The organism is Roseomonas sp. WA12 (assembly GCF_054165765.1).
On record NZ_CM135108.1, the window covers coordinates 1274193 to 1291465 of the forward strand.

Annotated in this window: 13 protein-coding genes; 8 read left to right on the plus strand and 5 right to left on the minus strand. The window is 69.8% G+C overall.

Features of this window, described 5'->3' with window-relative positions; translation table 11 throughout:
• Positions 1 to 49: 49 nt before the first annotated feature.
• A complete protein-coding gene (gene parC / locus ACVBD7_RS06115; protein ID WP_458096611.1) occupies positions 50 to 2293 on the plus strand; it encodes a DNA topoisomerase IV subunit A in 2244 nt (747 codons plus the stop codon).
• A gap of 6 nt (positions 2294 to 2299) precedes the next feature.
• On the opposite strand, the gene ACVBD7_RS06120 is transcribed toward parC, so the two are convergent.
• The 3 genes from ACVBD7_RS06120 to ACVBD7_RS06130 all read right to left on the minus strand — a co-directional run bounded on the left by ACVBD7_RS06120 (position 2300) and on the right by ACVBD7_RS06130 (position 7312).
• A complete protein-coding gene (locus tag ACVBD7_RS06120; RefSeq protein WP_458096612.1) occupies positions 2300 to 3064 on the minus strand; it encodes an arginyltransferase in 765 nt (254 codons plus the stop codon).
• Between the two features lie 66 nt (positions 3065 to 3130).
• Entirely contained in the window at positions 3131 to 5437 is a 2307-nt protein-coding gene (locus ACVBD7_RS06125) for a penicillin acylase family protein (protein WP_458096613.1), read from the minus strand.
• Between the two features lie 120 nt (positions 5438 to 5557).
• Entirely contained in the window at positions 5558 to 7312 is a 1755-nt protein-coding gene (locus ACVBD7_RS06130; RefSeq protein WP_458096614.1) for an ATP-binding protein, read from the minus strand.
• A gap of 361 nt (positions 7313 to 7673) precedes the next feature.
• Between ACVBD7_RS06130 and ACVBD7_RS06135 the strand changes: the two genes are divergently transcribed.
• The 7 genes from ACVBD7_RS06135 to ACVBD7_RS06165 are packed head-to-tail and all read left to right on the plus strand — an operon-like array spanning position 7674 to position 15015.
• Positions 7674 to 9011, plus strand: a complete 1338-nt coding sequence (locus tag ACVBD7_RS06135) for a Rieske 2Fe-2S domain-containing protein (RefSeq protein ID WP_458096615.1) — start codon at positions 7674 to 7676, stop codon at positions 9009 to 9011.
• A gap of 8 nt (positions 9012 to 9019) precedes the next feature.
• A complete protein-coding gene (locus tag ACVBD7_RS06140; RefSeq protein WP_458096616.1) occupies positions 9020 to 10453 on the plus strand; it encodes a glutamine synthetase family protein in 1434 nt (477 codons plus the stop codon).
• Positions 10454 to 10495: 42 nt separating this feature from the next.
• Complete coding sequence (locus ACVBD7_RS06145) at positions 10496 to 11284, plus strand: ABC transporter ATP-binding protein (RefSeq protein ID WP_458096617.1); 789 nt, start codon at positions 10496 to 10498, stop codon at positions 11282 to 11284.
• Positions 11271 to 12038 carry an ABC transporter permease gene (locus ACVBD7_RS06150; protein WP_458096618.1) on the plus strand — a complete coding sequence of 256 codons (768 nt, stop codon included), beginning with the start codon at positions 11271 to 11273 and terminating at the stop codon, positions 12036 to 12038. The genes ACVBD7_RS06145 and ACVBD7_RS06150 overlap by 14 nt, the downstream gene beginning before the upstream one ends.
• Before the next feature lie 26 nt (positions 12039 to 12064).
• Complete coding sequence (locus ACVBD7_RS06155) at positions 12065 to 13033, plus strand: ABC transporter substrate-binding protein (RefSeq protein WP_458096619.1); 969 nt, start codon at positions 12065 to 12067, stop codon at positions 13031 to 13033.
• 4 nt (positions 13034 to 13037) lie between these two features.
• Entirely contained in the window at positions 13038 to 13838 is an 801-nt protein-coding gene (locus tag ACVBD7_RS06160; protein ID WP_458096620.1) for an ABC transporter permease, read from the plus strand.
• Positions 13831 to 15015: an MFS transporter gene (locus ACVBD7_RS06165; RefSeq protein WP_458096621.1), complete on the plus strand. Its 1185-nt coding sequence runs from the start codon at positions 13831 to 13833 to the stop codon at positions 15013 to 15015. The genes ACVBD7_RS06160 and ACVBD7_RS06165 overlap by 8 nt, the downstream gene beginning before the upstream one ends.
• Positions 15016 to 15026: 11 nt before the next feature.
• Here the strand turns inward: ACVBD7_RS06165 and ACVBD7_RS06170 are convergent, their stop codons facing one another.
• Both ACVBD7_RS06170 and ACVBD7_RS06175 read right to left on the minus strand, forming a co-directional pair.
• Complete coding sequence (locus ACVBD7_RS06170) at positions 15027 to 15494, minus strand: hypothetical protein (protein WP_458096622.1); 468 nt, start codon at positions 15492 to 15494, stop codon at positions 15027 to 15029.
• Between the two features lie 114 nt (positions 15495 to 15608).
• Positions 15609 to 17120, minus strand: coding sequence for an aldehyde dehydrogenase family protein (locus ACVBD7_RS06175; protein WP_458096623.1), 1512 nt, complete (start codon positions 17118 to 17120; stop codon positions 15609 to 15611).
• Positions 17121 to 17273: the final 153 nt, after the last annotated feature.

Genomic DNA, 17273 nt, shown 5'->3' on the forward strand with positions numbered 1-17273 from the left:
TAGAACGAATGACCCTGAACGAACTGAGAACACGAGGCCCAGGCCCCTTATGCCCGACGACCTCAAGACGCTGCCCGCCCCCGGTCCGGACGGTGGCCGCATCAACGAGACCCCGCTCGCCGGCGCCCTGTCCGAGCGCTACCTCGCCTATGCCATGTCCACGATTATGGCGCGCTCGCTGCCTGACGTGCGGGATGGGCTGAAACCCGTGCATCGCCGCCTGCTCTGGGCGATGCAGCAGCTGAAGCTGGATCCGGCGGGCGGTTTCAAGAAATGCGCGCGCATCGTCGGCGACGTGATGGGTAAGTATCACCCGCATGGCGACGCCTCGATCTACGAGGCGATGGTGCGGCTCGCCCAGGAGTTCGCGGCGCGCTACCCGCTGGTCGAGGGCCAGGGGAACTTCGGCAATATCGACGGCGATAACGCCGCGGCCATGCGCTACACCGAGGCCAAGCTCACCGAGATGGCCAAGGCACTTCTCGACGGCATCGACGAGGACGCTGTCGACTTCCGCCCGACCTATGACGGCGAGGAGCAGGAGCCGGTGGTCCTGCCGGCGGCCTTCCCGAACCTGCTGGCGAATGGCGCGGCGGGTATCGCGGTCGGCATGGCGACCAGCATCCCGCCGCACAACGCGGGCGAGGCCTGCGCGGCCGCGCTGGAGCTGATCCGCAACCCCGAGGCCACCACCGCCCAGCTCCTCACCCATATGCCCGGCCCGGACTTCCCCACGGGCGGCGTGATGGTGGAGCCAGCCGACAGCATCCTGCAGGCCTACGAGACCGGCCGCGGCGGCTTCCGCCTGCGCGCCAAGTGGGAGGTGGAGAAGCTCAAGAACGGCACTTGGCATATCGTGGTCACCGAGATCCCGTATCAGGTGCAGAAGTCGCGCCTGATCGAGGGGATCGCGGAGCTGCTTGAGGCCAAGAAGCTGCCGCTGCTGGCCGATGTGCGGGACGAGAGCACGGACAAGGTGCGCCTCGTGCTCGAGCCCAAGACGCGGGCCATCGAGCCCGCCATGCTGATGGAGAGCCTGTTCCGCGCGACGCCGCTGGAGAGCCGCTTCCCGCTAAACATGAACGTGCTGGACGCCGAGCGCACGCCTGTCGTGATGGGACTGAAGCAGGTCCTGCGCTCCTGGCTCGATCACCGGCAGGTGGTGCTGGTGCGCCGTTCGTCGCACCGGCTGGCCGCGATCGAGCGGCGGATCGAGATCCTCGACGGCTATCTGATTGTCTATCTCAACCTTGACGAGGTGATCCGCATCGTCCGGGAGGAGGACCATCCCAAGGACGCGCTGATCAAGACCTTCGGCCTGACGGATACCCAGGCCGAGGCGATCCTGAACATGCGCCTTCGCGCCCTGCGCAAGCTCGAGGAGATGGAGATCCGCCGCGAGCACACGCGCCTGACCAAGGAGCTGAAGGGGCTGCAGAAGCTTCTCGCCAGCGACAAGGCGCAGTGGAACCGCATCGCCGAGGAGATCGAAGAGGCCCGGCAGAAGTTCGGCTCGGGCGCGCTGGGCGATCGCCGCACGGTGCAGACCGAGGCGGTGGCGGTGGTGTTCGACGAGAACCAGTTCGTCGAGCGCGAGCCGATCACCGTCATCCTGTCCGAGAAGGGCTGGCTGCGCGCGGTGAAGGGGCACATCGAGGAGACGTCGGGGCTGAAGTTCAAGGAGGGCGACAGCCTCGCCATGCACCTGCATGCCGAGACGACGGACCGCATCGGCTTCCTCGCCTCAAACGGACGCTCCTACACGATCAAGGCCGATGTCATCCCGCGCGGCCGCGGCGACGGGCAGCCGGTGCGGCTGATGGTGGAGCTCGGCAACGAGGACAATATCCTCTCCGCCTTTGTCTGGAAGGAGGGGCTGAAGTTCCTCCTCGCCTCCGCCTCCGGCCGCGGCTTCGTGGCTAAGGCGGAGGATCTGCTGGCCGAGAAGCGCACGGGCAAGCAGATCCTGGTGGTGGACGCGCCGGACACGCTGGCCGCCTGTGTACCGGTGGAGGGCGATACGGTCGCGGTGGTGGGTGAGAACCGCAAGCTGCTGGTCTTCCCGCTGGAGCAGGTGCCGGAGATGACGCGCGGCCGCGGCGTTTCTCTGCAGGGCTACCGCGACGGCGGGCTGTCGGACGTGAAGGTCTTCCCGAAGAACGAGGGCCTCACCTGGCAGCTCGGCGAGCGGACGCGGACGGAGACGGCGCTGGCCCCCTGGCGCGGGAATCGCGGCGGGGCGGGCAAGATGCCGCCGAACGGCTTCCCCAAGTCCAACCGCTTCGACGGGTGAGGGGCGCTAGCCCACGCTCTCCGGCACGAGCTGCGCGACCGGCGGCACCCCGTCGCGCAGCGGGTGCCAGGTGCCGTTGGTCAGGATCTCGCTGGGCTTGAAGCTGGCCTTGTAGGCCATCTTCGCGCTCTGCGGGACCCAGTAGCCGAGATAGACATAGGGTAGGCCCAGCGCCCGCGCGCGATCGACCAGATGCAGGATGGCGAGTGTGCCGAGGGATCGCCCGGCATGCTCCGGCTCGAAGAAGGAGTAGACGGCCGAGAGCCCGTCCTTCAGCCAATCGGTTAGGCAGGCACCAACCAGACGGTCCGGCGCTTCGCGGAACTCGATCAGCATGGTGGTGATCGGCGTGTCCTCGACCATCGCGCGGTAGTCGTAAAAGCCCATCGCGGCCATGTCGCCATCCCGGTGGCGGGCGCGCTGATACCGCTGGAAGAGCGCGAACTGCTCGGCGGTCGCGCGCGCCGGCACCTCCTGCGCCAGCACCCCGGCGTTGTTGCGCAGCACGCGGCGATGGGTGCGCCCCGGTTCGAAATCCGCCACCACGATGCGGATGGGGATGCAGGACTGGCAGCCCGGGCAGACCGGCGCGTAGGCGATGTTGTGGCTGCGTCGGAAGCCGGCGCGGGAGAGGCGATCGTGCAGCGCCTCGCCTTCCGGTCCGGAAAGCTCGGTCACCACCTTCCGCTCCGTCCGCCCGGCCAGATAAGGGCAGGGCAGGGGGGCGGTGGTGTAGAAGAACTGCGGTCGGCGTTGGGCGCGTTGCAGCATGCTGGTTCCAGTCTCGGCCGAACGGGCCCGGCCGTCCACCGCTTCAGTACGTTCGAAGGACCATATCTAGGGATCCAATCGCAGCCGCGCCACCGTTCGCGCCAGCGCGGGCAGCGGTTCCAACCGGCCCGCGGCCCATCCGGGGTTCATGTCGCCCCAGTGGCGGGAAAAGGGGTTGCCCGATTGGCCCGTGCTGATCGCGGCCATCACCCCGTCACGCGAGGCAAGATCCATCACGATCCGCAGCCCCGGCCCGTGCGCGTGCGTAAAGTCGCGCGCCATGCCGCCGCGGTTCACCGTCTGCCCATCGCCGGGGGTGGGCGCCTCGATCCGCAGCAGGGCGCCGAGGCCCGGCGCCATCCGCAGCAGCGGGTGCTCCATCCGCACGCGATGGACGTCGCCCCAGCGCCAAGCAGCGGGATCGGGCCCGAAGCGCGGTGTGAGCGAGGCCATTGCGGCCTCCAGCGCCCGCAGCGACATGGCCTCGCAGCCCGCGGTCCCGCACCAGCCGGCGCCCTCGGGCGTGGTGAGAAGGCGGAGGAATTCCGGGCTCGCCGTCCAGCTCCCCTCAGGCACACCGCCCGCCGCGAGGCTCAGGGTGCCCAGTTCCCGCATCCAGGCGTTGAAGATCAGTGGCTGCGGCTGCCCGATTCCCATGCTGCCGTCCCAGCCGACCAGCAGGTCGCGGGCCATGCCCGCAGCGCCGGCGGGGCGCGGCGGGGCCAATAGCAAGGGCAGCAGGTCGCGCGCGAGAAGGCTGACGGCATCGGCCTGGATCGCGGCGAAGTCGCCGGGCGCGTGGCGGGGACGCTGTCGCAGAAGGTCGCCGATCCGACGGTATCGCCAGTCGCCATACCAGTCTCGGCCGAGGAAGACCTCGCTCCCCGCCGGCTGGACGCGGTTGTTGGCGTTCACGAGAACTCCGCTGGCCGGGGCCTCGACATGCGGCATGGAATCGAAGGGCACCCAGCCCGTCCAGTCATGCGCCCCATCCCATCCCGCCACGGGCAGGGTGCCGTCGCCAGCCATACGCACGGGCGTCCGGCCGGTAAGGAACATAGCGATCCCGCCAGCCGCATCGGCCACCATCAGATTCTGTGCGGGGCTCGAGATCTGGGCCGCTGCCCCGCGCGCCTCGGCGATCGAGCGCGCCCGGTTCAGCGCCAGTAGCCCTGCGGCCTGGGAGTCCGCGGGGGCGAGGTTGGCCATGGAGACTGCCAGAACCCGATCCGTGGGCGGCTCCTCATCCAGGTCGGAGATGACCGGGCCATGCCGCGTCTCGCGCACACGCAGCACCTCATCCGGCCGGCCGCGCACCGCGATGCGCTCCTCCCGCGTGTTGAAGGGGCGCGGGCCATCGGGGGCCTCATAGGCGTCCGGCCCGGCAAGGCGTTCGACGAAGACGTCCTGGGTGTCGGAATGGGTGGTGGTGAAGCCCCAGGCCAGGCGCTCGTTGCGGCCGATCACCACCATCGGCACGCCCGGTGCCGTCGCGCCCGCCAGGAAGCGCCCGCCCGGCAACTCGATCCGGGCGAGGTACCAGATAGTGGGCGCCTGCAATGCGAGATGGGGATCCGAGGCCAGCAGCGAACCGCCCGTGGCCGAACGCGCCGGTGCGACTGCCCAGGCATTGGAGGCGGACTCCGGCAGGGGCGCGTCCTCTCCCCAGCGCGGCGTCGCGCCCAGCACTGCCGCCAGCCGGGCGGGTGCGGGAAGTGTGGCAAGATCGGCCCGCCCGGAGGTGTCGTCCGAGGGCCAGAGCTGGCCGAGGCGCTCGGGCGACAGAATGCCCGCGAGCCGTGCTCGTTCCGTCTCCGTCCGCCAGTTCCCGGACAGCCAGAGCCCCATCACCTTGCCCCAGAGAAGGCTGTCCGCCGGCCGCCAGGGCTCCGGCTCGCCAAGGGCAACGAATTCCGGCGCCGCGAAACGGCCTCTGGCGCGGATCCAGGCATTCACCCCTGTGGCATAGGCTTCCAGCATGCTGCGCGCCTCTGCCGGCAGGGCAGCCAGGTCGCCCTCCGCCCGCTGGCGCAGCCCCAGAGTGCGGACGAAGCGGTCCAGCCGAAGGGTGGAGGGGCCGGCCAACTCGCTCAGCCGCCCAGCACCGCCGCGGCGCGTCATCTCCATCTGGAACAGGCGGTCGCGCGCGTGCAGCACGCCCATGGCCATGGCGGCGTCGCGGTCATTCGCGGCGCGAATGCGAGGAATGCCCAATGGGTCGAAGCCGATCTCCACGGGTGCCGAGAGCCCGGCCAGGCGCAGGGCTTCGTCCTCCCCCGGCAGGGTCCACCACACCGCCCCGGCCGCGAGAGCGATCAGGAGTAGGGGCAGCGCCACAAGCAGTAGCAGCCCGCGGCGCAGCCAACGGCCCACGGATCGGCCCGGAGTTCGTGAGGGGGAGCGGGAACGCCGGGGCGGGATAGGCATGGGCCGCCATATGACCCTGCTGGGGCACCCTGGCCAAGGCCCGGACTGGCTGCCGCGAAGGACGCGTCAGCGCTGGGCGGCTGCCGCCAAAGCGTCCCGCAATGCGCCCAGTGTGTAGGGCTTGCGCAGAAGCGGCAGACCAGCCTCGGCCACTCGGGCCGGTGCGCCGCCATAGCCGCTGGTCAGCAGCACAGGTAGTTCCGGCCGCGCGTCGTGCAGTGCGCGGGCGAGGTCCAGCCCGTCCATGCCGCCGGGCATCAGCACATCGGTGAAGACAAGGTCGATCTCGAGCCCGCTCTCCAACTGGCGCAGGGCGTCGATCGGGCCGGTGGCACGCATCGCGGTATGGCCAAGATGGCCCATCATATCGAGCACGAGCGATGCAACGGCCTCGTCGTCCTCCACCACCAGCACCCTCAGTGGCCGGACGGCGCCGGTGGGCTCGGGGCGCGCAGCGGTGGGCACGGCCGCGGCGCCAGTGGTCGCGCGGGGCAGGATGAGGGTGATGCAGGTGCCGTGGCCGGGCCGGCTGGCCACGCGCGCGGCACCGCCGCTCTGGCGCGCAAAGCCATAGACCTGAGCAAGGCCGAGCCCCGTTCCGCTGCCAGGCTTGGTGGTGAAGAAGGGTTCGAAGGCGCGCGCCAGCACCTCCGGCGCCATGCCGGTGCCGGTGTCGGACATCTCCAGGCGTAGAAAATTGCCGGTCAGCCCATCCGGATCCTCGGCGGCATCCAGCTCCACGTTCCGGGCCAAGATACGGAGCGCCCCGCCGCGCGGCATCGCATCCCGCGCGTTCAGGCCGAGATTCATCACGGCCAGCTCCATCTCGGCCGGATCCGCCAGCACGGGCCAAAGGTCCTCCGGCGCATCAATCTCGACGGCGATGTCGGCCTGGAGCGAGCGGGAGAGCAGGGCGCCGATATCGGCCAGCCAAGGGGCGAGCGCGACCGGCTCGGGCCGCAGCGCCTGGCGCCGGGCGAAGGTCAGCAGCCGCCGCGTCAGATCCGCGCCGCGGCTGGCCGCCTGGGCAATGCTGGCAGTCAGCCTCTCCCGCCGTGCCGGGTCCTCTGTGCGGGCGAGGAGCGAGGTGCCGGCGGTGACGACGGCCAGCAGGTTGTTGAAGTCATGCGCCACTCCGCCGGTAAGGCGCCCCAGCGCCTCCAGCTTCAGGGTCTGGGTCATGCGGGCCTGGGCTGCCTCGCGCGCGACAACCTCGCGCTCCACTTCCCGCCTGAGGTTCTCATTCGCATCTCGCAGCGCAATCTCGGCCCGCTTCCGCGCGGTGATGTCGATGGACAGGCCGGTCAGGCGCCAGGGGCGCCCGGCCGCATCGCGCCGGAGCCGGCCGCGCCCTGCCAGCCACAGGATGCCGTGATGCGGGTTACGGATCCGGTACTCCACCTCAAACTCCGGCATGTCGGACTCGAGAAGGCGGCGGAGGCTGCGCTCGGTGGCCACCCGGTCCTCCGGCAGGATGCCTTCGAGCCAGGCAACACGGGAGGCGGTGGCGTCGGGCGGCAGGCCCAAGAGCTCCCGGTACTCCTCGGACCAGGTCATGCTGTCGGTCGGGATCTCCCACTCCCAGGCGCCCGCGCCTGCGTAACGATGGGCGAGCCGAACGCGGTCCTCACTCTCGCGCAGTGCGGCGTCGATCGCGGCCAGTTCCGCCCGCCGCTCCGTCATTTCGCGGGCAAGGGAGGCGTTGGCCTCTTCCAGCTCGGAGGTGAGCGACCAGAGGTCCTCGAGGGCAGCGTCGAGGACTGGGTCCTCCTCGTCCAGTCCCGCGCGACGCGACGCGATCAGGGCGGTGCGTGCCGCCATCTGACGCTCCGCGGCACGCAGCCGCGCCGCGAGGCCCGCGGACTCCCCACGCGCTTGCGCGAGGGCAGCACGCAGCCGCTCCACCTCCGGGACGCCGTCCCTGCGACCGGGGTCCGGAGGGATGCCTCCCGCTGGCGCGCGCTCCTGCACAGAACCTCCTGCCGCGTCATCGCGGACAGACAGAACGATCCAGGATGGGGCGAGTTTGAGGGCAGATGAGACGATCGCGTTCCAGATTGGGCGATCTGGCACGCGACTCGGCCGGTGCGGATCGTGCATCGCCGAAGGAGGCGCGTTGCGCGGCGCGCGGCTTGCACCCAAGATCGCTCGGGCTTCGAGACACCGAGGGGAGCGATCGGCGATGATGAGCGCGGAGCAGAACCAGCGCCTGACCGGCGTAGGGCCGAAAACGCCCGGCGGTGCCCTCCTGCGGCGCTATTGGCAGCCGGTCGCGCTGATGGACGAGCTGGAAGGGCCGCGCCCTGTCCGCCCTGTGCGCGCGCTGGGCCAGGACTTCGTCCTCTTCCGCGATGAGGCCGGCACCATCGGCCTGATCGACCGCGACTGCCCGCATCGCGGCGTGGACCTGGCCTATGGGCGGCTGGAGGATGGTGGGCTGCGCTGCCCGTTCCATGGCTGGCTGTTCGCGACCGACGGGCGATGCCTGGAGACGCCGGCGGAGCCGGAAGGCAGCACGCTGTGCCAGCGCATCCGCACGCGCTCCTACCCCGTGCAGGTCCGGTCGGGGATCGTCTTCGCCTATCTCGGCGAGGGCGAGGCGCCCGCGCTGCCCGCCTTCGACTGCTTCGTCGCGCCGGGCACGCACACCTTCGCCTTCAAGGGGCTGATCGAATGCAACTGGCTGCAGGCGCTGGAGGTGGGCATCGACCCCGCCCATGCCTCCTTCCTGCACCGCTTCTTCGAGGACGGGGACGAGAAGGAGAGCTACGGCAAGCAGTTCCGCGGCGCCTCCGACGGTTCCGACATGCCGATGACCCGCGTGCTGCGCGAGTTCCCCCGCCCGCAGATTGAGGTGGAGAACACGGAGTACGGCCTGCGCCTCACCGCGCTCCGCCGCATCAGCGACGCGACGACGCATGTGCGCGTGACGAACCTGTATTTCCCCCAGGCCTTTGTCATCCCGATGAGCGCGGAGATGACCATCACCCAGTGGCACGTGCCGGTGGACGACACGCGCTGCTACTGGGTGGCCATCTTCACGAGCTTCGCGGGGCCGGTGGACCATGCGACGATGCGGGCCCAGCGGCTGGAGACCTACGCCCTGCCGGATTACCTGCCGCGTCGGAACTCGAAGAACGAGTACGGCTACGACCCGCAGGAGCAGGCCAGTCAGACCTATACGGGCATGGGCCACGACATCAACACGCACGACCAATGGGCCGTGGAGAGCCAAGGCAAGATACAGGATCGCACGCGCGAGCACCTGGCCTCCACCGACAAGGCCATCGCCGCCAACCGCCGGCTGCTGCTGCGCGCCATGACTGCAGTGGAGGAGGGGAGGGCGCCCCTGCTGGCGATCGGGCCTTCCGAGGCCGCGACCCTCACCGGCCCAGCCACAATCGACGGCATGGCGCCAACCGAGGGATGGGAGGCGCATTGGCGCGCGGCCGTCGCCCGGCGTCGCGCCGCCGCGCCCTGGTCCGCCCCGCCCCTGTCCATGGGCCTCGCCGCCGAGTGAGCGGGCGGGTGAGCTTCGCGGAACGCCACGGGCTGCGCGACGACGTGGCCCGGGATCAGGCGCGGGAGGTGCTGCGTCGCATCGAGGCGGAGGGGATCGGCGTGCTGCGCCTGTCCTGGCCCGATCAGCACGGCATCCTTCGCGGCAAGACCGTGGTGGCGGCCGATGCGGCTCGCGCGCTGGGCGACGGCATCGCCATGACCACGACGATGCTGCTCAAGGACAGCGCGCATCGCACCGCCTGGCCGGTCTTCGCGGCCGGCGCCGGGGTCGGGATGCGTGAGATGCAGGGGGCGGCGGACTTCCTCCTCCTGCCCGACCCGGCCAGCTTCCGCGTGCTGCCCTGGGCGCCCCATACGGGCTGGCTGCTTTGCGATGCCTACTTCGCGGATGGCCGGCCGGTGCCGCTCTCGCCCCGCCACCAGCTCACCCGCGCGCTGGACCGGGCGGCAGGGATGGGTTTCGGCCTGACCACCGGGATCGAGCTGGAGTTCCACCTGTTCCGCCTGCTGGATCCGAAGCTGGCGCCCGAGGATGCCGGGCAGCCCGGGACCCCGCCCGAGGTCGCGCTTCTGACGCAGGGTTACAACTACCTTACCGAGAGCCGCTACGATGCGCTCGACCCCATTCTGGAAGTGTTGCGGAACGCGGTGGAGAGCCTCGACCTGCCGTTGCGCTCCATGGAGGTGGAGTACGGGCCGAGCCAGGTCGAGTTCACCTTCGACGCGCAGGGCGCCATGGCCTCGGCCGACACCGCCATCCTGTTCCGCGCCGCCGTGAAGCAGGTGGCGCGGCGGCACGGTTACCACGCCAGTTTCATGTGCCGGCCGCGCATTCCAAACGTGATGTCGTCAGGCTGGCACCTGCACCAGTCACTGACGGATCGCGCCACGGGCCGCAACGCCTTCGTCGGAGAAGGTGGGTCGCTTCTATCCGGGACGGCCCTGCACTACCTCGGCGGGCTGCTGCACCACGCCCGTGCTGCTGCGGCCTTTTCCACCCCGACGATCAACGGCTACCGCCGTTACCGGCCGCTGTCGCTGGCGCCCGATCGCGCAGTGTGGGGCATCGACAACCGCGGGGTGATGGTGCGCGCGCTGGGACAGCCGGGCGACCGCGCGACGCGGCTGGAGAACCGCGTCGGCGAGCCCGCGGCTAACCCGTATCTCTACGTGGCGTCCCAGCTGCATTTCGGGTTGGACGGCATCGCCCAATCCCGCGATCCCGGTCCGCCCGCCGACACGCCCTACGAGACCGAAGCCGAGTCGCTGCCGCGTAACCTGGCCGAGGCGCTCGACGCGCTGGACAGGAACGCAACGGCGCGCGAGGCTTTTGGCGAGGGCGTCATCGACTGGTTCCTGCGGCTCAAGCGCGCCGAGATCGCCCGCTTCGAGGCGGAGGTCTCGGAGTGGGAGCAGCGGGAGTATTTCGAGCTGTTCTGAGGCGCGGATCCGGTTTCATCGGACGCGAGACATGGGGGCGGAATGGCGATCCTTGAGTTGGACGCGGTCGAGAAGTCCTTCCCCGGCCGGGGCGGGCCGCCGACGCTTGCCATGGACAAGCTGTCGCTCTCGGTCCGGGAGGGGGAGTTCCTCTCCATCCTCGGCCCGTCCGGCTGCGGAAAGTCCACGCTGCTGCAGATCGCGGCGGGGCTGATGATGCCCTCCGGTGGCCAGGTGCGCGTGGCTGGCCGCGCGGTGACCGGCCCGCCGCCCGAGGCGGTGTATGTGTTCCAGCAATACGGCCGGTCCCTCCTGCCCTGGCGCAGCGTTCGTGATAACGTCGCTTTTGCGGTGGAGCACCGGCCGGGCATGTCACGGGCACGCGCCCGCATGGCGGCCGATGTCCAGCTCGGCTCGGTGGGGCTGGACGGCTTTGGGGACCACTTCCCCTGGCAGCTCTCGGGCGGAATGCAGCAGCGCGTGGCCCTCGCCCGCGCGTTGGCCGCCGAGCCGAAGATCCTGCTGATGGACGAGCCTTTCAGCGCCGTGGACGCGCTGACCCGCCTGGACCTGCATCGGCTGATGCTGGAGTTGTGGGAGAAGCGCGGGCTGACGGTGGTGCTCGTCACCCATGACGTGGAGGAGGCGGTGGCGCTGTCGGACCGCGTTGCGGTGCTGACCAAGCGCCCGTCCACCATCGCGCGCGTCGTGGAAACCGGGCTGCCCCGGCCGCGCGACGCCGTGGAGGTGCGCGAGACGCCCCGGTTCCTCGAATTGCGGCACGAATTGTTGGATGACCTACTGACGCGCGGCGGCCATGCCGCGGCCTGAGCGCCTCCTGCGGCTGCTGCCCGGTCTGTTGTTCCTGGCGCTGTTGATCGCGGCCCTGGAGTGGGCGGTGCAGGGCGGGCTGATCCGGCGGGCGTTGATGCCGCCGCCCTCGGCGATCTGGGAGGTGCTGCAGGACCTTTTCACCTCGGGCGAGGTACTGGGGCCGCTCTATGCCACGCTGCGCCTCGTATTCATCGGCTTCGCCATCGGCTCGGCTGTCGGCGTCGCGCTCGGCACGGCGATGGGCTGGTGGGGTGCTGCTTATCGGCTCCTGGAGCCGCTGGTCGAAATGCTGCGGCCCGTGCCGAAGGCCGCTCTGGTGCCGCCGTTGATGCTGTTCCTCGGTATCGGCGACACGATGAAGATCACTTCGGTCGCCCTCGCCGTCACCTTTCCTGTGCTGGTGAACACGCTGCAGGGCGTGCGCGGGGTCGATCGCGTGCTGCTGGATGCCGCGCGCACGCATGGATGGGGCACGTCGCGGGCCTTGCGGTTGGTGGTGCTGCCGGCGGCGCTGCCCTTTATTCTTGCGGGGATGCGCACCAGCCTCGGCTTAGCCCTCATCATCGCCGTGCTATCGGAGATGCTGACGGGGCAAGGCGGGCTCGGCTTCCTCATCCTGGATATGCAGCGCAGCTTTCTGATCCGGCAGATGTATGCCTGGCTCGTGATCCTCGCGCTTGTGGGCCTCGCGCTGAATGCCGTCTTCGCCTGGGCGGAGGCGCGCGCCCTGCACTGGCAAGCGAAGAACTGAACCAGCCATAGGAGAGGACAACAGGAATGACTCATCTCACCCGTCGTGCCGCGCTCGGTGCCGGATTGGCCCTGCCGCTCGCAGCCCCCGCGCTGCGCGCCCAGGCCCTGACCAAGCTGCGCGTCAGCGTGATCCCCGTGCTGGACGTGGCACCCCTTCATGCCGCCATCGCGCAGGGCTATTTCGCCGCTGAAGGGATTGAGATCGACACCTCCACCACCGCGGGCGGCGCCACGGGGCTGCCGGGTGTGGTGGCCGGACAGTTCCGCCTTGCCTTCACCAACACCGTCTCCGCACTGCTGGGCGTGCGCGAGGGGATCGACTTCCGCTTCGCCGCGCCCTCCGTTCGTTCGCAGCCCAACCCGCCGGACATGATGGCAGTGCTGGTGCGCAAGGGATCCGGCATCACCAGCGGCCGGCAACTCGAGGGCAAGCGCATCGCCTCCAACACGCGCAACAACGTGGTCTGGCTGCGCGGCATGGCCTGGGTGGAGAAGACTGGCGGCGACTGGCGCAAGGTGACCACGGTGGAGGTGCCCTTCCCGCAGATGGCCGACGCGCTGGCCGGCGGGCAGATCGAGGCCGGGCTGTTCAGCGAGCCCTTCGTCACCGCCGCGCTGCAGACGCATGGCGACAAGCTGGAGCGTGCCGGCTGGTTCATCCAGGAGACGGCGCCCGGCTCCTCCGTCGCGCAGTATGTGGCGATGAAGGATGACCTGGACCGGAACGGGGAGGTGTTCGAGCGCTTCTCCCGTGGCCTGTACAAGGGCGTGGACTGGGTGAACGAGCGGCTGGGGAAGCCGGAGCTGATCCAGCTCGTCGCCAACTTCTCCCGCGTGCCGGTGGAGCGGTTGAAGGACTGCACCTTCTCCGCCTACGCGAAGGAGATTACCGAAGCCGAGATCGCCGAGGTGATCGCCACCATGACGAAGTACGGGCTGGGCGGTCGCTATCCGGCGTCAAGCCAGCTCATCTTCCGCACCGCACGGGGCTGAAGGCGTGTCGGGCGCAACCCTGGCGGCAGCCGCCGCGCCGTCGCGGTTTCGCCTAACCTCCGGCTTGCTGCTGGTGCTGGCCCTATTCCTCCTCTGGGAGGTCTCTGCCCGTACCGGCATGGTGGATAGCCCGAACTGGCCGCCGCTCTCCCGCGTGCTGGCAGCGCTCGCGCGCGACATCGCCTCCGGCGAGATCCCGCGCCTCGTTGGTTCGACACTGGCGCGCATGTTCACGGGGCTCGCCGCCGGCACGCTCGCCGGGGTCGCGGTCGGGCTTCTGTTCGGCGCCAGCCGCATTGCACAGCGCGTGCTGGGGCCGACCGTGGAACTGCTTCGTCCCATTCCCATCCCCGCCGTCATCCCGCCCCTCGTTCTCTTTCTGGGTCTCGACAATACGATGAAGATCACGGTCGCCGCGGTGACCGCTTTCTTCCCCGTGCTGACCAACACCGCCCAGGGACTGCGCGCGGTGGAGGCAGACCAGATCGCAATGGCGCGCACCTTCGGCGTGCCCGCCTGGCGCCGCCTGTTCCAGGTCACCCTGCCGGCGATCCTGCCCTATGTGCTCGCAGGGCTGCGCGTGGCATTGGCGCTGGCGCTGGTCACCACCGTGGTCGCGGAGATGATCGCGGGCGAGCAGGGCGTCGGCCACTACCTCGTGCTGATGCAATTCGCGGGGCGGGCGGAGGAGATGTATGCGGCCGTGCTCGTGCTGGCGGTGCTCGGCTACGCGCTGAATCGCGGCTTTCTCTGGATCGAGCGCCGGCTGATCGGCTGGTTCTTCGCCGCCGGGCGCGATGGCTGAAGCCGCCGCGCCGGCGGCGGCGACGCGCTGGCTGGAAATCTTCGCACTCGTCGCGGCTGGGATGGCCGCGGCGCTTCAACTCGGCAAGGTTGCGCCCTCACTCCTCGCGGTCGCCGCGGATCTCGGGATCGGGCTGGGCGGGGCTGCAGGGCTGCTCTCGGTCTTTGCGCTGGTGGCGGCCGCGACGGGGCTTCCGGCCGGGCTGCTGGCGGCCCGGGCCGGGGTGCGGCGCACCGCTCTTATAGGACTTTGCGTACTGGGCGGGGCGGGGCTGGCCGCCGCCATCGCACCCGACCGGGCAACTCTGTACGCCTGCCGCCTGGTCGAAGGGGCCGCTTTCCTCGCCGTCGTCGTTTCCGCCCCGGCGCTGGTTGCCGCCCGAGCCGCGCCGGTCGACCGCGCAGTGGCCATGGCGTGCTGGAGCAGCTTCATGCCGGGCGGGATCGCGCTCGGGATGCTGGCGGCACCGCTGGTGGCAGCACTCGGCTGGCGCGCCGCATGGGGCTTGCTTGCTTTGATGCCCTGGGGGGCCGCGGTGCTGGTCACAACCCTCGTGCCGTACTGCGCGGGCGCGCCGGTGCCGTCAAAAGTCAGGCTTATGCAACCCGTGCCGGCGCTCTGGCGCGCGCGCCTGCCGCTGGTCGTGGCGGGAGCCTTCTCCTGCTACGCCATCGTCTATTTTGGGATCGCGGGCTTCCTGCCGGCGCGGCTGGTCGAGGGCTTCGGCGTGTCGCTGCCGACCGCTGGGCTGATCGGTGCCGGCGCGGCAATCGTCAATGTCTGCGGCAACCTCCTTTCTGGGTGGCTCATGCGGCGCGGCTGGCGACCGGCCATCCTGGTCATGGCGGCGGGATCGGCAATGACGATCCTCTCGGCTGGTGCTTTTGCGCTGCCCTCCTCACTGGTCCTGACGGTTGCGACCGCGATGCTCGCTTCCGGCCTAGGCGGTACGGTCCCGGGCTCGCTTTTCGCTCTCATGCCGCGCGCGGTACCTGAACCCGTGCTCGTCGCGCCGGCGCTCGGCCTGCTGGTGCAGTTCAACAGTATCGGTTCGGTGCTCGCCCCGCTCGTCATCGCGGCGGCTGCACAACGCAGTTGGCCGCTTGCCGCGCTGCCGCTCCTGGCCGCTGGACTCGGGATGGTGCTGCTCGCGCGCGGACTGCGCCGGATCTCCTAGGCCAGCGCGCGTCAGATCACGCCGAACCCCTTCATTGCCACGACGGCCGCCACCACGAGCAGCAGGGTTGAGCCGGCCACGACCAGCGTCGCGGCCCAGGGTGGCAGGGCAGTGCCCGTGCTCACCGTGACATGCTGGTTGCCGCCGGTGCTGCTCGTGTTGCTGGCGCTGACCTGCAGCCCACGGACGTCCCGCTGGCGCGGCAGTGGAGTGATCTCACCGCGGGCATTGCAGGGCACCACGATGCTGACAGGGATGCCAGCCAGCCGCTGGAGGGGAGATTCCCGCCTCTGGGAATGTCCGGCCAGCTTGATGGTGAGAAGGCTCCCCATACGCCCTTCGACGGACAGGACGCTGCCCCAATCCCCCACCTTTCCCATGGCGCCGTCGCCACTCTCATCGGTGCGGAGCTGAACGAAGTCTCCGACTTCATAACGGGCGACATAGGGCCGCCCGTCCTCGTGATAGCTGATCCTCATCCCGTCCCTGGCATGCACTGTGTCGCGAGTGCGCCAGACTAGAACCTGAATCCTAACGTCCCGCTGACGCGGGCGGCTGGCAGGCCGGGGCTGGGGCCCCGGCCTGCGCCGGCGTCAGCCCATGTTCACCATGATGGTCTTCTTGTGGGTGAAATGCTCCAGCATGGCCTCCAGCGAGGCCTCCTTGCCGAGACCGGAGGACTTCACCCCACCATAGGAAAGGTTCGCCTGCACGACGAGGTTCTGGTTGATCTGCACCAGCCCGGCCTCGAGCTTGTGCGCCAGCCGCAGCCCGACGGTCAGGTTATTCGTCCACAAGCTGGCGGCCAGCCCGTACTCGCTGTCATTTGCCTCCTCCAGCACCGCCTCGGCGTCGTCGAAGGGGAAGATGCAGGTGACGGGGCCGAAGATCTCCTCGCGCACCAAGCGGCTCTCGCGGGTCAGGCCGGTGAAGATATGCGGCTGGATGAACAGCCCCTTCTTCAGCGCGGGGTCGGAGGGCATGGCGGAGCAGGCGCGCCCGGTGCCGCCCTCCGTCGCCTTCCCCTCGTCGATAAAGGTCTTCACCTTCTCGAACTGCCCTTCGGAGATGATGGTGCCGATGTCGGTCGCCTCATCCAGTGGGTCGCCCATCACCATCTTGTCCACGCGCTCGGCCATGGCATCGACGAAGCGCTGGAAGATCGGGCGCTCCACATAGATGCGGCTGGCGGCCGTGCAACTCTGCCCCTGGCGAGTGAAGCGCATGGATGTGAGGGCGCCTGCGAGCGTCTTGTCGAAGTCGCAATCGGCAAAGATGATCATGGGCGACTTGCCACCCAGCTCCAGCGTCACCGGGATCAGCTTCTCAGCCGCCGCGCGGTACACGATCTTCCCGGTCTCGACCGAGCCGGTGAAGGTCACCTTCCGCACCTTGGGATGGGAGACCAGCGGTGCGCCGCATTCCGGGCCGAAGCCGGACACCATGTTGAACACGCCGGGCGGTAGCACGCGGTTCATCAGCTCGCAGATACGCAGCACCGCGAGCGGGGCCTCCTCCGCGCTCTTCACCACCACAGAATTGCCGGCCACCAGCGCGGGCGCCACCTTCAGCGCCATCAGCAGCATCGGCACGTTCCAGGGAATGATGGCGCCCACCACGCCCAAGGGCTCGCGCACCGTCACGCTCAGCACCTCGGGCGCGAAGGGTACGCTCTCACCCTTCAGCTCGCCGCCGAGGCCGCCGAAGAACTCCAGGATATCGGCAACCGTGTTCGCCTCGACCCGGCTTTCGGTGCGCAGCGCCTTGCCGGTTTCCAACGCGATCAGCCGGCCCAGCTCCTCGACATGGAGCTTGATGATGGCCGAGCATTGCGCCACCAGCGCGCCGCGCTTGCGGGCCGGGGTCTTGGCCCATTCCTTCTGGGCGCGCGCGGCGTCCTCGACGGCCGCATCCACATCCGCGGCATCGCCGTCGGCGGCCGTGGCCACTTCCTCGCCGGTCGCGGGGTTCACCACCGGGAAGGTCTTGCCGGAGCGCGCGGGCACGTAGCGGCCACCGATGAAATGCTGGCCGGACAGCGCCTTGGCCAGCAGGAAGGGGTCCGTGGTGGGCGCCTCGGGCGTGGGATGGGGGCGATCGAGCACAGCGCGTTTCCTCTTCCTGTCGGGCAGGGCGGGGGAGGGTGCCCCTGCCGAGCCGGGCCCGCAAGCGCGTTGGCGGGATTTGGGGAGATCCGGCCGGTCCTGTCGGAAGCGTGCCTTGCCCATGCCCGGCCGCACGGCCAATCTGGCGCGACC

Excerpts from the sequence above, each read along its gene's own strand:
- ACVBD7_RS06150 (WP_458096618.1), top strand. The coding sequence starts at position 11,271 with ATGCCGCGGCCTGAGCGCCTCCTGCGGCTGCTGCCCGGTCTGTTGTTC.
- ACVBD7_RS06170 (WP_458096622.1), bottom strand. The coding sequence starts at position 15,494 with ATGAGGATCAGCTATCACGAGGACGGGCGGCCCTATGTCGCCCGTTAT.
- ACVBD7_RS06130 (WP_458096614.1), bottom strand. The coding sequence starts at position 7,312 with ATGGCGGCACGCACCGCCCTGATCGCGTCGCGTCGCGCGGGACTGGAC.
- ACVBD7_RS06165 (WP_458096621.1), top strand. The coding sequence starts at position 13,831 with ATGGCTGAAGCCGCCGCGCCGGCGGCGGCGACGCGCTGGCTGGAAATC.
- parC (WP_458096611.1), top strand. The coding sequence starts at position 50 with ATGCCCGACGACCTCAAGACGCTGCCCGCCCCCGGTCCGGACGGTGGC.
- ACVBD7_RS06155 (WP_458096619.1), top strand. The coding sequence starts at position 12,065 with ATGACTCATCTCACCCGTCGTGCCGCGCTCGGTGCCGGATTGGCCCTG.
- ACVBD7_RS06135 (WP_458096615.1), top strand. The coding sequence starts at position 7,674 with ATGATGAGCGCGGAGCAGAACCAGCGCCTGACCGGCGTAGGGCCGAAA.
- ACVBD7_RS06120 (WP_458096612.1), bottom strand. The coding sequence starts at position 3,064 with ATGCTGCAACGCGCCCAACGCCGACCGCAGTTCTTCTACACCACCGCC.
- ACVBD7_RS06145 (WP_458096617.1), top strand. The coding sequence starts at position 10,496 with ATGGCGATCCTTGAGTTGGACGCGGTCGAGAAGTCCTTCCCCGGCCGG.